The organism is Myceligenerans indicum, assembly GCF_016742955.1.
GTDB classification, from domain to species: Bacteria; Actinomycetota; Actinomycetes; order Actinomycetales; family Cellulomonadaceae; genus Myceligenerans; species Myceligenerans indicum.
This window is the reverse complement of the sequence record NZ_JABBYC010000008.1, coordinates 94168-108039: the sequence shown is the minus strand read 5'-3', so window position 1 is coordinate 108039 and position 13872 is coordinate 94168. Positions and strand designations below refer to the sequence as shown.

General features: G+C 72.0%; 10 protein-coding genes. 4 read left to right on the top strand and 6 right to left on the bottom strand.

Going from position 1 to position 13872, the window contains the following annotated elements:
• Positions 1-144 precede the first annotated feature (144 nt).
• Both HGK34_RS07515 and HGK34_RS07510 read left to right on the top strand, forming a co-directional pair.
• Positions 145-519: an STAS domain-containing protein gene (locus tag HGK34_RS07515; RefSeq protein ID WP_201845957.1), complete on the top strand. Its 375-nt coding sequence runs from the start codon at positions 145-147 to the stop codon at positions 517-519.
• 57 nt (positions 520-576) lie between these two features.
• Positions 577-1887, top strand: coding sequence for a D-arabinono-1,4-lactone oxidase (locus HGK34_RS07510; protein ID WP_201845956.1), 1311 nt, complete (start codon positions 577-579; stop codon positions 1885-1887).
• An 89-nt stretch (positions 1888-1976) separates the two neighbouring features.
• Here HGK34_RS07510 and HGK34_RS07505 read toward each other — a convergent pair whose 3' ends face one another.
• The 4 genes from HGK34_RS07505 to HGK34_RS07490 form a co-directional block, all read right to left on the bottom strand.
• A complete protein-coding gene (locus HGK34_RS07505; RefSeq protein WP_201845955.1) occupies positions 1977-2123 on the bottom strand; it encodes a methionine/alanine import family NSS transporter small subunit in 147 nt (48 codons plus the stop codon).
• Positions 2120-3712, bottom strand: a complete 1593-nt coding sequence (locus tag HGK34_RS07500; protein ID WP_201845954.1) for a sodium-dependent transporter — start codon at positions 3710-3712, stop codon at positions 2120-2122. Before HGK34_RS07500 ends, HGK34_RS07505 begins: the two co-directional genes overlap by 4 nt.
• A 94-nt stretch (positions 3713-3806) precedes the next feature.
• Positions 3807-4931, bottom strand: coding sequence for a sensor histidine kinase (locus HGK34_RS07495; RefSeq protein ID WP_201845953.1), 1125 nt, complete (start codon positions 4929-4931; stop codon positions 3807-3809).
• On the bottom strand, positions 4919-5728 hold the full coding sequence (locus HGK34_RS07490; RefSeq protein WP_201845952.1) for a response regulator transcription factor: 810 nt from the start codon (positions 5726-5728) through the stop codon (positions 4919-4921). The genes HGK34_RS07495 and HGK34_RS07490 overlap by 13 nt, the downstream gene beginning before the upstream one ends.
• 518 nt (positions 5729-6246) lie before the next feature.
• Here HGK34_RS07490 and HGK34_RS07485 point away from each other — a divergent pair.
• Both HGK34_RS07485 and HGK34_RS07480 read left to right on the top strand, forming a co-directional pair.
• On the top strand, positions 6247-6864 hold the full coding sequence (locus HGK34_RS07485; RefSeq protein WP_307815843.1) for a SigE family RNA polymerase sigma factor: 618 nt from the start codon (positions 6247-6249) through the stop codon (positions 6862-6864).
• A complete protein-coding gene (locus HGK34_RS07480) occupies positions 6861-8282 on the top strand; it encodes a hypothetical protein (RefSeq protein ID WP_201845951.1) in 1422 nt (473 codons plus the stop codon). Before HGK34_RS07485 ends, HGK34_RS07480 begins: the two co-directional genes overlap by 4 nt.
• 129 nt (positions 8283-8411) lie before the next feature.
• On the opposite strand, the gene HGK34_RS07475 is transcribed toward HGK34_RS07480, so the two are convergent.
• Positions 8412-9770 (bottom strand): excalibur calcium-binding domain-containing protein, encoded by a 1359-nt coding sequence (locus HGK34_RS07475; RefSeq protein WP_201845950.1) that lies wholly within the window; start codon positions 9768-9770, stop codon positions 8412-8414.
• Positions 9771-9961: 191 nt separating this feature from the next.
• Positions 9962-13828, bottom strand: a complete 3867-nt coding sequence (locus tag HGK34_RS07470; protein WP_201845949.1) for a TM0106 family RecB-like putative nuclease — start codon at positions 13826-13828, stop codon at positions 9962-9964.
• Positions 13829-13872 lie beyond the last annotated feature (44 nt).

The window sequence follows — 13872 nt, the reverse complement described above, 5'->3', positions numbered from 1 at the left end:
ACGGGTCAGGACTGGACTCTTTGGTCCGATGGGTGAAGACTCGAACCAGTCGAATTCCGGGCCCGGTGCGTCACAGCGAAGTGGCAATGCGCCAAGGGCACGTCAAATAATGGTCGAAGCACTGACAACGGAGTGTACGAAGACATGGACTCTCTCCCGAGCTCTTCCGACCCGTCAACAGAGTCCGGACGCCCCGGATCGGGGATCGCCTGCCGGCACGTGTACGAGGGATCGATCCTGACCCTGTGGGGCGAGGTCGACGCTCAGCTCCGGGAAGCGGCCAGCCAGGCGATGGCCTCCCTCGCCTCCCGGCCCGACCCGGCACCGGTCGTCGTCGACGCCCGAGACGTCTCGTTCATCGACTCCTCCGGGATCGCGTTCATCCTCCAGGTCTTCGTGCTTGGGGAGGAGACAGGTTCGACGGTGACCCTGCGCGATCCATCGGCCGAGGTCACACGAGTCCTCGACATGGTCGGAGTCCCGGAGCGCCTGCGAATGGAGGAGAAGGCGACCGCCTGACCACCCGGCGATGAGACCGATTCCGGTCGGCGCCTCGTAGCGTGGCACCCTGTGGCTGTGCGCAACGACGTCAGTGTGAACTGGGCAGGCAACCTCACCTATTCGGCGAGCGCGGTCGCCCGGCCGGGGACTCCGGACGAGCTCGCCGAGATCATCGGGGGTTCCGGCCGGGTCAAGGCACTGGGCTCTCGGCACTCCTTCTGCGATGTCGCGGACACGACCGGTACCCACGTCCTGCTTGACGCCTACGACGACGGCCGCCCGGCCGTCGTCGTCGACCCCGTCACGGGTGTCGCGTCGCTGCGGGCCGGGTTGCTGTACGGCCAGGCCGGAGACGCGCTGCTGGAACAGGGCAGGGCACTGCGGACGATGGCATCGCTGCCGCACATCTCCCTGGCGGGCGCGGTCGCCACCGCGACCCATGGATCGGGTGACACGAACGGGTGCCTCGCGAGCGACGTCGTCGGGCTGGAGCTCGTCACCGCTGACGGTGCGTCGCGCACGCTGCGTCGCGGCGACGCCGATTTCCCGGGCGCGGTCGTCGCTCTCGGGGCGCTCGGCGTCGTGACGCGGGTCGAGACGGCCACCGATCCCGCGTTCGAGGTCCGTCAGGATGTCGTCGTCGACCTGCCCTGGGATGCCCTGCTCGCCGAACTGGACACGATCACCGGCTCGGCGTACTCGGTCAGCGCCTTCACCCGCTGGGGTGAGGACTCGGTCTCGCAGGTGTGGCTGAAGTCCCGGGCGGACGGCAGCTCCTCGCGGGACACCGGGAGCGGCGACGGTGGCCAGGCACGCCGGTCCGCGCGGGACCTCCTGCTCGGCCTGGGCGCGCGGGACGCCCCGGGCCCCATGCATCCGCTGGCCGGCGAGGACCCCGCCGCCAGCACCGTCCAGGGCGGCGTGCCCGGACCGGCGCACCAGCGTCTTCCGCACTTCCGTGCGGAACACACGCCCTCGACCGGCGCCGAGCTCCAGTCCGAGTACCTGGTGCCGCGCGAACACGCCGCCGAGGCCATCAGGGCGGTCCGCGGGCTCGGCCGCACGGTCGCGCCGCTGCTGCTCGCCGGCGAGATCCGTACCGTCGCGGGCGACGATCTGTGGCTCAGTCCGTTCGACGGCGACACCCTCGCCCTGCACTTCACGTGGCGGCCGGACATCGACGCCGTCCGGACCGTGCTGCGCGACCTGGAGGCGGCGCTGCTCCCACTGGGTGCCCGCCCGCACTGGGGCAAGATCTTCGTGGCGACGCCGGGCGAGGTCGCGGCGATGTTCCCGCGCTTCGCGGACTTCGCCGCCCTGGCGAACCGCCTGGACCCGCGGGGCAAGTTCCGCGGGGGCTACCTCGACGACATTCTCCCGGCATAGCCGACGGCCGCACGGAACCCGGGGCCGGCCAGGGTTCCGTGCGGCCGCACGCGACGCACCGTCGGACCACTCAGGCGCGTCGGAGCAGGTCAGTCCTTCGTGGCGTCGTCGTGGTCCCAGCCCTCGGGCCAGTCCGGGCGTTCCGGCCGGGCAACGAGCATCACGATGCTCACGGCCAGCCCGCCCCAGACGAGCAGCAGCGAGACCACCATCAGGACGATCGCACTCGCGTTCATGCCGGAGTCTCCTTCCTCTCGCGCGGCTGCGGGGCGACGAACTTGTCGTACCGCGGCCAGGGTGTGTGGTCCCCCACCGGGAATCTCCAGGGCGTGAGCGTGAGCAGCACCGCGAAGACCACGAACGCGGCGATCGCACCCCAGCCCATGACGCCGAGATACCAGGGCGCATAGCCCCCGTACCCCTCGACGAGCAGCGTGCGAACGCGCGACACGAGCATCCAGCCCAGCACGACCGGAGCCAGCACCCCCACGCAGAAGGTCCACCAGCCCCCGATCTGCAGCGTCGAGACGGAGTTCAGGTGGAAGCGCAGCTCCGCGCCGCGCCGCCCCACCCAGACGACCAGCACGCACAGGAGGACCGCCGAGGACACGATTCCGATGTTGTTGGCCCAGTTGTCCAGGGTGTCGAGTGCGATCAGGCCCGTGGTGGTCGAGAAGCCCAGGACGGACAGCACCCCCGCGACGCCGCCGATCACCAGCGCCGCACGGCGTCGTGAGATCGCCAGCTTCTCCTGGAACGCGGCCGAGACGACCTGCAGGATCGAGACGAGCGACGTGAATCCGGCCATCACCAGCGACCCGAAGAACAGCGCACCGAACAGCGTCCCGGCGGGCATCTCGGAGACCAGCGCGGGGAACGTCACGAACGACAGGATCGGGCCCGAGATCCCTTCGAGCTCCCCGAACGCGACGCCCTGCCGGCCGGCGAGGAATCCGAGGGCGGCGAACACGCCGATGCCGGCGAAGAGTTCGAACCCGGAGTTCGCGAACGCCACGACCAGGCCCGGCGAGGTGAGATTCGCGCGGCGCCTGCGGTAGGAGGCGTACGTGATCATGATCCCGAAGGCGATCGACAGGGAGAAGAAGATCTGTCCGTAGGCGGCGATCCACACGTTCGCGTCCCGGAGCGAGCTCCAGTCCGGCGTGAACAAGGCGTTCAGCCCGTCCGCGGCGCCGGGGAGGGTCAGGGCGCGGATCACCAGTACCCCGAACGCGACCAGAAGCAGCGGCATGAACAGGACGTTCACCCGCTGCAAGCCACCCGCGACACCCGCCGACAGGATGACGATCGTCACCACCCACACCAGCACGAGCGGGATCAGGACCGCCGGGACGAAGTCGAGCGTGAACCAGGGGTCCGCACCCCCCACGTCAGCCACCCGCAGGTAGTCGACGAGGAAGAACGTCGTCGTGTCATCGCCCCAGCGCAGGCCGAAGGAATACCAGAAGAAGCTCAGCGCCCATGCGATCACGGCGGTGTAGTAGACGGCGATCGCGAAGCAGATCGCGACCTGGAACCAGCCGAGCGTCTCGAACCAGCGGCTGATCCGGCGCAGCGCCAGCGGCGAGGAGCCGCGGAACCTGTGCCCGATCGCGTAGTCGAGATACAGGATCGGGATGCCCGCGGTGACCAGGGCGATCAGGTAGGGCACCAGGAACGCCCCGCCACCGTTCTCGTAGGCGACACCGGGGAACCGCCAGATGTTTCCCAGACCGACCGCTGACCCGATCGCCGACAGGATGAAGCCGAGCTGCCCGGTCCACTCCTCCCGTGGCCGTGCGTCGGGTGAATTCTCTGCACTCATGGTCCCGATCATCTCCCGGCGGGAGGTTCGCCGTGCGAGGTGTTCATGCTGCGGCGCGCGGCCCCGGGAACGAGGTCCGTGCCGTGGTCATGGGTCAGCGCGCCGTGGCCGCCCGCGACGACGTCGCCCCGGACGCCAGCCCGTTCACGATGGGCAGCCGCAGCTCCGCGACACAGCCCTTTCCGGCGTTGCGGATCGAGGCGGATCCGCCGTGCACCTCGGCGACCTCGCGGACGATCGCCAGCCCGAGGCCGGCCCCACCGGTCTCCGGGGGCCTCGTCCGCCCGGAGGCGAGGCTGCCCGCCGTCTCTCGTTCGGGGGTCCTGGCACGCGTTCCACGCCACCCCGCGTCGAACATCCTGAGCAGGTTCGCCTCGGGGATCCCGCCGCACTCGTCCTGCACCGTGACCACTGCGGTCGGCAGGTCCGGGGGTTGCGAACGACCCGCCGCCGGACGCGCCATGACCGTCACCGTGCCCCCACGCGGGGTGTGGCGGACAGCGTTGACCAGAAGATTCGCCAGCGCGCGGGCAACCTCACGAGCGTCGACCGCGGCAACCGCGCCGTCGCCTTCGGCCTCGACCATCCGCACGGCCCCGGCGTCGGCGAGGGGGCGGACCGCTGCGACGGCGTCGGACACGAGGTCACGGAGGTCCACGGGCTGGCGGTGCAGGACCAGGGCGGGCGACTGCAGCCGTGACAGGGCGAGGAGATCGTCCACCATCTCCGACATCCTGTGGTTCTCGGCCTGGATGCGTCGCACGGTCTCGGCATGGTCTCCGACGCCGTCCTCGAGGGCCTCGGCGAGAACCCGTACCGCCGCGAGCGGCGTGCGCAGGTCGTGCGAGACCCAGGCGACCATCTCCCGGCGTCCCGCCTCGATCTCGCGGTCCCGCTCCCGGGTCGCCGCCAGGGACGCGGCCTCCGCGGCGATCCGCCAGATCCGCACCGCCAGGATCATCCCGACGCCGAGCGCCACCGGGATCGCGGACGCGAGCAGGAGCAGCACGGTGGTGGAGTCCTTGTCGGACAGGAACATGGCGCGCACGCTCGTGTACACACCCGCCGCGACGGACACCACGACCACGAGCGGTGCCAGCACGGCCGCCACCGGGACACGCCGCCGGGCGACGGCGAAGACGCCCAGCGCGCCCACCGCGCCGGTGGCCGCGGCCACGCCGGCCGACAGGACGACGCCTTCGAGCATCACTCCGTCCACGAGGGGTCCTCCGCCGCATCCCGCGCCGCCGGGTCCCAGCGGTAGCCGACGCCGAACACGGTGACCAGGCGAGATGGTGCCGACGGGTCGCTCTCGACCTTCTCGCGCAGGCGGCGGACGTGCACCGTCACCGTCGACTGGTCCCCGAACTCCCAGCCCCAGACCTCGCGCATGAGGTTGGGCCGGTCGTGCACCTGGCCGGGATGGCGCAGGAACCAGCGCAGCAGGTCGAACTCCCGTGTTGTGAGCTGGAGTTCCCGCCCGTTCCGGGTCACGCGGTGAGCCGCGGCGTCGAGCACGAGATCTCCGTCGCGCAGGACGTCGGTGTCCGTCGGGAGCACGTCCGGCCCGCTCGCCGAGCCGTACCGGACCCCATGGCCCGCTCCGGACGCGCCCTGAGGTGCCGGCCGGCCAGGGCCCGCGGTACTCGCCGGGCCTGCGCGGCGCAGAAGAGCCTGGACCCGCAGCGTGAGCTCGCGGGCGCTGAAGGGTTTGGTCACGTAGTCGTCGGCGCCCATCTCCAGGCCGAGGACGCGGTCTTCCTCCTCACCACGGGCGGTGAGCATCAACACCGGAAGGTCCGGGTGCAGCTGCCGCAGCCGCCTGCAGACCTCGAGGCCTCCGAGCCCGGGCAGCATGAGGTCCAGCACGACGGCGTCCGGTGGCGCGGTGGCCACCGACGCCAGCGCGCCGAACCCGTCGGTGGCGTGATCCGCGTCGATCCCGGCGCGTTCCAGGTAGGCGACCACCACCTCGGCGACGGTGCGGTCGTCGTCGACGACCAGGACTCGCGGCATCTCTCCAGCATAAGGAGGAGCGGCCGGGAACGACGACGGCTGCGGCGTGCTGTCACGGGACCGTAAGAACAAAAAGGTCATGACAGAATTCGCAGAACTGTCTGGAACCTTTCGGGAACCTGCCGCGTGTTCTGTTCGTGACGGTTGTTGTCCCGCCCCCGGCAGTCCTTGCCGCAGGCATCTCCAGGCACGACGCGTGTGACTGCACGCGTGCCGTCACTGTTCCCGCGCACCGGACCGATGCGCGCGTCGTCGTGAGCCTCATCAGGGGCACGACGTCGTACGGCTTGCCGCGGGACGGCATGCCGGAGGGAGTTGCCGCCGCGCAGGGGGCGGCGGCATCCTCGCTCGGTCCGGCCGGGATCACGGGTGTCGAGTCCGACATCGCCGGCTTGGTCGGTTCCGGACCGGATGGTGCCGGGCCGGCCGACCAGGAGAGCGAACTCGGCCAAGGGAATGCCATTCACGCGTCTGTCGACTATCGCCACAGGTCAGGGGATGCCGTAGCCTCTGGCCGCGTGGGCTCCCAGATCCGCCACGCGGCAGTACGTGGCAGTGCGCGACAACCGGATTCCGACCGCGCCACTGCGGAAGGTGCACAGGCCACGGACAAGAATGCGGAGTTCACGGAGTTCATGCGCTCCGCGCGCGACCCGCTGCACCGGATGGCCTTCCTTCTCTGCGGCGACCGGCACCGCGCGGAGGAGCTGACGCAGCAGACCTTCGAGCGGTGCTACCGCCACTGGCACAAGGCGCGCCAGGGGGAGCCACTGGCGTACGCGCGGCGGATCCTGGCCAACCTGCGCATCGACACGTGGCGCCGCACGCGCCGCGAGGTGCTCGCGGGGCCCGAGGACCTGCTGAACGAGCCCGCCGCAGGGGGCGAGGGTCCGGGCGGCTCGGCCTCCCGGCCGCCCGACACCCGGGTTGTCGAGGACCGAGACGCCGTGGTCCGCGCGCTGCTCCAGCTACCGCTCAAGCAGCGCCGGGTAGTGGTGATGCGGCATCTGCTCGACCTGTCGGAGACCGAGGTGACCCGCGAGCTCGGTATGCCGCTCGGCACCGTGAAGTCGACGGCGTCGCGTGGGCTCGCCCAGCTGCGCACGATCCTGGAAGCACGGGGAGGTGTCCGGTGAGCGACCACATGTCAGACCAGGAGTTCGTCTCTCGCCTCCGTGACACCGCCTTCGATGCCGCCGGAAGCTCGACCCTCGATGTCGACATGGTGCTGCGGTCCAGCCGGCGCAAGCACGTTGCGCGGCGCGCGGGCTATGCCGCGGCCGCGGGGGTGGTCCTGAGCACCGCGGGCTTCGGCGCGGCCGGTGCGCTCCCGGGCGTGCCGGGCCTGTGGAGCGACGGCCCGGTACAGGTCTCTCCGTTGTCCTCGGCGGCGGTCGACGGCGACACGGTCGGTGCCCAGCCCGCTCCCACCGCGGGCGCGACGGCGTCGGCGACCGGCCCGTCCTCGATCCCGGATGGATCCGTCCAGCTCACGAAGGTCGGTCCGCACGTCCGACAGGTCACGCGCCCCGTCACCGTCATGGTCGACGAGGACACGGCCGTCGTCGACCTGGGAATCGCCGCCTGGAGCGACAGGCTCCGCTTCCTGGCGAGGATCGACCTCGGGACGAAGGACGGCTCGACCGTCTGGCAGGGCCTGCGCATCGTCGCGGGCACGGATCAGGACTTCCGCACGATGGCCGGCGGCGGCACCGCGGGCACCCTCCTCTGGGACGGTGTCACGAACGATGCGATCGTGCGGCGGGCCGACGGCGGTTCCTCGCTGGTCTTCGGTCTCACGTCCGACGTGGCGTCAGGTGCCCAGCACCTCGTCCTGGACGAGCCGCTGGATGCCGGCGACCCGTCGACGACGTCCGTCGAGATCGCCCCGTTCGACGTGCTCGGCGACGGCGAGGTCTGGTTCCGTGTCGCGGAGGTCAGCTCCCCGGTCGAGCCACGGGGGTTCGTCTACACCGACGGCGAGCGGTGGGGCACCTCGTGGTGCCGCACGACGTCGCCGGAGTGCACGGTCACGTACGACCCGGCCGGGGGCGTCGTCGGTACGCCGGCCCGCGCCGAGCTGCCCGCGCTGATCACGGACCTCGGGCGTGCCATGACGGATGCCGAGGACAGGCCCGTCGTGGCGGCGATGGAAGCGTGCGTCTCCGCGCGCGGTGATGCCCCGTGGACCGCTCCGTCAGACATGACGGAGGACACGCTCGGCGTGGTCCCCGACGGTGTCGACGCCGGCCGGTGGCGGCTGTGTCTCATCGACCTGACCGAGGCGGCCGTCGCCGTGCAGCAAGGTCTGATCGGCCCCGGCGAGGACGCCGGTTCCGGCTCGGGGACGTCCGGCGGCACGGCCCCGACGACGCCTGGTCCGAGCCCGAGCGGGTCGGAGCAGCCCGGCTCGACAGGGCCGATCGAGACGGTGACCGACGGCGTGGGCAGCATCCTCGAGGGTGTTATCGACGGTCTGGGCAACGTCCTCGGTGGCGGCACCACCGAGAACGACGACGCGACGGACGTGCTCCCGGGGGATTCCGGAGGGTGACGTGACCCGGGCCTGCGCGGCCCGACAAGACTTCCCGTCGGAGTCTGGGTTCCTCCGGCGGGAACAAACGAACGGCCCGGGGCAGAAATCTGGGGTTCTGCCTCGGGCCGTTCATCTTCCCGAACTCGGCTACTCGCCGTTCTCGCAGGCCTGGCCGTTGCTGTTCGGGTCGAGATACCAGCGGTAGCTGGGGTCGGACTCGGGGAGCGGCGCGCGGCCCGCCGCGCGCACGTCATCACAGGTGAGGAAGAACTGGAAGCCGCCGTTCCCGTTGTTCTGCTCCTCCTGTTGTTGTTGCTGCTGTTCCTGCTGCTGTTGCTCCCGCTGCTGGTCCAGCTCGCGCTGGTTCTTGGTGAGCTCCGTCTCGCGCTTGCTGAGGTCCTGTTCTCGCTGAGCCACGTCGTCGCGCTGCTCCTTGAGCTTCGCGCGATCCTGTTCGAGCTGCTCGCGCTCGGCGGCGACCTGGGACTGGATCTGTTCGGCGTCGGTTATCGCCTGGTTCGCGTCAGCCTGCAGCCCTGCGGTGACGACCACGCCGATGATCACCCCCAGTGCCGTACCGGCGACACCGACACCGATCAGCAACGCGGAGCCGGGCGACTTCGCACCTCGGCGAGGACCCCCGGGACCCCCCGGGCTCCCGGCCGGCGGACGGCCACCGGGTCCCTGCGGTCCCGGTCCCTGCGGTCCCGGTCCCTGCGGTCCCGGTCCCTGCGGTCCGGGTCCCTGCGGTCCGGGACCCATCGGCGATGCGGGGCCCGTGTGCATCGATCCCGCGCCCGCTGGATCCTGCGGGCGCGACTTGCCGCCGAGACCCTTCAACGAGCCGAGCAGGCTCTGCCCCATCGCGGCCACCGGGTTCTTCGGCTCCTGGCCGTCAGGCGGCAGCATCCGGGCAGGACCGCCAGGACCGCCAGGACCGCCGGGGCCGCCGGGAGCCGGTGCCGCCACGCCGGGGGCGCCGTAGCCCGGGCCACCAGGACCGGCGGGCATTCCCGGGGGCAGGGGAGCGCCCACGGGAGCCTGTCCCGGCGCACGGGCCGGAGGCGGCCCGCCGACACCGGGTACGGCCTCGAGCGCCATCGTGCTCGTGTTCTCACGTGGTGCCGTGCCGGCATTTCCGGGAAGGGGCTGGATCATCGTCTCGTCCGCCCGGGGGCCTCCCGCTCCGGGGGTGTCTGCGGCCCGCGTCATGGCTGACTCGTCGAGCGGCCGGGTCGCGGCGTCGTCGGGGACCCGGCGGACGGTCCTCTCGTCGACCGGGGCGGCGACCATGGTCTCCTCCGCGGGCCGTTCCGGGACGGGCGGCGTCGGGACCGGCGGCGTCTGAGCGGGCGGCGTCACGGGGTGCGCGGCCACCGGCTCGTCGATCCAGTACTCCCAGCCGGGCGGGGCCGGGGGCCAGGACGGGTCGGGTACCCAGCTGGCGTCGGGGCGGAATCCCGGGGGCACTTGCCAACCCGGAGGCGGGTTGAAGCGCACGGCCATGGTTTCTCCTTCAACGTGGGGGCGTGGCCACTATGGAGCATCGGACGTCGAAAACGCCAGAGGACCAGTCACACGATCGGACATTTTGCCCTACCGGAGAGCGAAGGAGTTACCCTGCCCCGCCTTCGCTCGTCGCGGCGGCTCGGTACCGCCCGTCGTCACCCCGTCGCGCTGTCCCTCGTCCCGCTCGGTCAGCCGCCGGTGAGGCGCAGGAAGGCGCCGAGGTCGAGAAGATGGCGGAGACCGTTGGCCTCGAGATCTCCCGGCACGTAGTCGGTCAGGCGCGGCGAGCGCACCACCACCGCCCGCCACTGAGCGCGGGACACCGCGACGTTGAGGCGGTTGCGCGACAGCAGGAACCCCATGCCCCGCGAGACGTCGTGCGGTGACGAGGCCGCGAGCGTGAGGACCACCACGGGGGCCTCACGGCCCTGGAACAGGTCGACGGTTCCGACAGGCACCCGGTCGAGCCCGGCCGCGGCGAGCGCCCGGCGTACGACGTGCACCTGGGCGTTGTAGGCGGCCACCACGAGGACGTCCTCCGGGCCGAGGGGCCGTGTCCCGTCGGCGCGGGCCCGGTCTCCGTGGCCCGCCGCGGCGTCGGTGCGCCCGAGTGCGGGATCGGACCACGGGCGTCCGATCACTTCCCGCACCTGGTGCACCACCTCGGCGGCCTCCTCGGCGGAGGAGAGCCGATTGCCTTCGTGCGAGACCAGGACGTGACGCACCCCGGGTTCCACGCCCGCCAGGGCGCGCTCCGCGGCGACCGGGTGGGCCGCCAGCCTTCCGGAGTAGGCGAGGTCCGACACCTTGCCGCACAGGGCCGGGTGCATCCGCCACGAGGTGTCCAGGAAGTAGCCGAGCTCCCTCGGCAGGACGGGCTCCGTACCCGCGAGCCAGGCGAGAACGGACGAGTCCACGGGCTCGGGATGCCGGCCCTGTGTCACCTGGGGCAGTTGCTGAGGGTCCCCGAGGAGCAGGAGGCGCCGGGCAGATCGCGCCACGGCGACGGCGTCGGCCAGCGAGAACTGTCCCGCCTCGTCGATCACGAGCAGGTCCAGTTCACCGGCGGGCCAGCGCTGGTGCGCGAAGTCCCACGCGGTTCCGCCGGCCACGTAGCCGTGCGGACTCCGGGAGGCGAACTCCGCGAGTGCGTCGGCACCGAGTTCCTGCCACGGCGGATCGGATGGCCCTGGGGCCGCGGATCCCGTCGCCTCCGGCGGCGCGGCTCCGCGCGAGGGTCCCAGGTCCTGCCGCTTCTTGGCCACGACGTCGGCCGGCAGCCCCGCCTTCAGCACGGCCGCGCGCAGCAGGTTGTCGACCGCGGCATGGGACTGCGCCACGACGCCGACCCGCCACCCGTCGGCCACGAGCCGGGCCACGACCTGCGATCCGAGGTGCGTCTTGCCTGTTCCTGGCGGACCCTGCACCGCCAGGAACGAGTTGCCGAGATCGCGGAGCACCCGCTCGACCGTCGCCACCATGTCGCCGTGAGCACGGGGATCGGGCAGTTCACCGCCGTCGGCCAGCCGTGGCGGCCGCCGTTCCAGGAGATCGGAGGCGGGCCCCGGGGGAAGCTCGTGCCTCCCCCGCCACATTCGCAGAGCCGCGGTCGCCGCGTCCTCCACGGCCTGCTCCTGTGGTCCGTGCCCCGGCCCGGCACCGGGTGAGAGGGCGACCGGGAGCTGGTGGTGCTCGTCCGTGTCCCGCCGCAACCGCTCCCGGAGTACGACGACGTCGGCATCGCCCGTCGTCCCGGTGTCGGCGTCCGAGCGCACGCCCACGATCTCACCCCCGGCGTGGGCGCCCCGCACGGCACGGTCGGCGACGCCGCGCACGACGGGCGGCACGGGCTGGTCGTAGAGCACCTGCACCGCAGCTCCGGTCACGAGTGCCGAGTCACCGACCCGGGACGCGTCGAGCATCCGGCCCGCGAGCTCGATGTCCCGCGACGGGGTTCTCCGCCCGGACTCGACCTCCCAGTCCCGCAGGACCTGCCCGTCCTCCACGCGGAACGTCGACCCCTGTCCCGGCCACTGGTCGACCGGAAGCTCGAGACGGCCGAAGTGCTCCTGCCAGAACGGCTTGGCCTCGCGTACGTAGTACTCGACGGCGGCCCCGAGCAGGGCCAGCGCCTGCTCGTCGGGGCCGCGGCGCTCCGCACTCTCCCCGACGACGTCCCGGATCTCCCGCGCCAGCTCGGCCCGGCGTCGGCGGTCCGTCTGCCGTGTCGCCTCCCGCGCCGTCGCGCCGGCCGTCTCACCCGCCGGAGCGGGATCCTCGGTGGCCTCTCCGGGGACCTGCTCCCGAGCCCATCGCAGCCAGTCGAGCAGGCGCAGCGTGGAGCGGCAGTCGTACTCGTTGTACTCCAGGATGCGGCGGCGCAGGACACCGGCGTCGTCCGTCCTCCCCTCCACCACGGCCTGCACGTACTCCGTGTACTCGATCACGGACGAGGCGGCGTCCTTGACTCCCTCCCGCGCCGGGTCGCCGGCCATGTAGAGCGGTTCGAGCTTCTTGATCGACAGCGACCGGTCACTGGTCCGTACCGCGGAGCGGACCACCGCGTAGAGGTCCACGAGCACCCCGTCCCGCAGCAGGTCGTCGACCTCGTCCTCGTACGTGCCGTGCCGCGCGGCGATCGACAGCAGATGCGTCTTCTCGTAGGGCGCGTAGTGGTAGACGTGCATCCCGGGATATGCCGCCCGGCGGGCGTTCACATGATCCACGAACCGCACCAGGGCGTCCCGCTCGGCGGTCAGGCCGTCTGCCCAGAGACCGGTGAACGGGGGATCCTCGCCCGGCGCAGCCGGGCGTTCCACCCACCCGAACAGGTAGTCCAGCCCGGTCGCGGCCGGCTCACCGGAAGCGAGCGTCTCCTCCCACAAGGGGTCTCCCTCGAAGTCGAAGAACAGGTCACCCGGCGACGGATCGGGCAGACGGTCGATCGGTCCCGGATCCACGAGCTTCCAGCGCAGGCGGTCCGCGGGAGGCGCACCCGCCGGCCCTGCCCGGTCCAGCGGGACCGACCCGTGCCCCGCGTCGAGGCCGAGCTGCAGGCGGGCCTGCTCCCGCAGTCCCTCGAAGCGCGCCACGGGCATCCCGTCCGGGGCCTTCTCGGCGGCGGCGAGGGCGTCGACAGTGGTCACCCCGCCCTCCACGAGCCGCACCCGCTGGCGTTCGTAGACGCCCTTGACCAGCAGCACGTCCCGGTGGGTGGCGGCCGCCTCGGCGCAGTCCGGGCACGTACCGAGCCGGCCGCAGGCCAGCCAGCGGTCGTCGCCCCAGGACACCGGGGCGTCGTCGTCGACGTGCGCTGCCAGGACGTGCAGCAGGCGTTCGCGGCGCTGCCGGAACACCGGCAGGACGTCACCCAGGTCGTGGTGGGTCTCGGTCCGGTCGCCGAGGATCAGGTGGAGCTGCTCGGTGGGGTCGATCCGGGCCGCGATCAGCTGGTCGGCGTAGGCGGCGAGCTGCAGCAGGGCGCGGACCTTGGCCCGTCGCGCCAGCTTGGTGTCGTAGACGGCGTAGCGCGGACGACGCGCCGCGCCCTTCGCGGCGTCGTCCTCTGCGCCGTCGGGGCCGGGTGTCCCCGGACCGGTGGGCGTCGCGCCCTGGGCGTCGCGCACCGGGGCGCGGAGGAGGAAATCAGCTCTGCCGTGGAACCGGCCGTCGAAGAAGGATGCCTGGTACACGACGTCGGCCCCGTGCTCCATCGCCGCCAGCGTGCGTTCGTGCGCGGCAGCCAGCTCGTCGTACGACATGCGGCGGGCGGCGGGGACGCTGAACACGCCGCCCGCCGGCGCGCCGTCCCGCTCCGTCCCGAGCACCGTGACCCCGTACCGCGCCTGGTATGCGGCGAGCACGCGACTCTCGTGGGCGTCACCGAGGGCTGCGGTGCGGGCAAGCATCTCGTCCTCGTCACGCGGCTGCCGCGGACTGCGCCCGAGCAGCTCGTCGAGCCGCCGGAGCAGCCGGAACTCGCACTCGCCGGCCAGGACCAGGTCGCCGGCCGAGTGCACGAGAGTCTCAGGGTGCCCCGGTTCCAGGAGGAACATGTCACCGGTCTACCAGGAGACACCGACATCGACGAGCAGGCCGC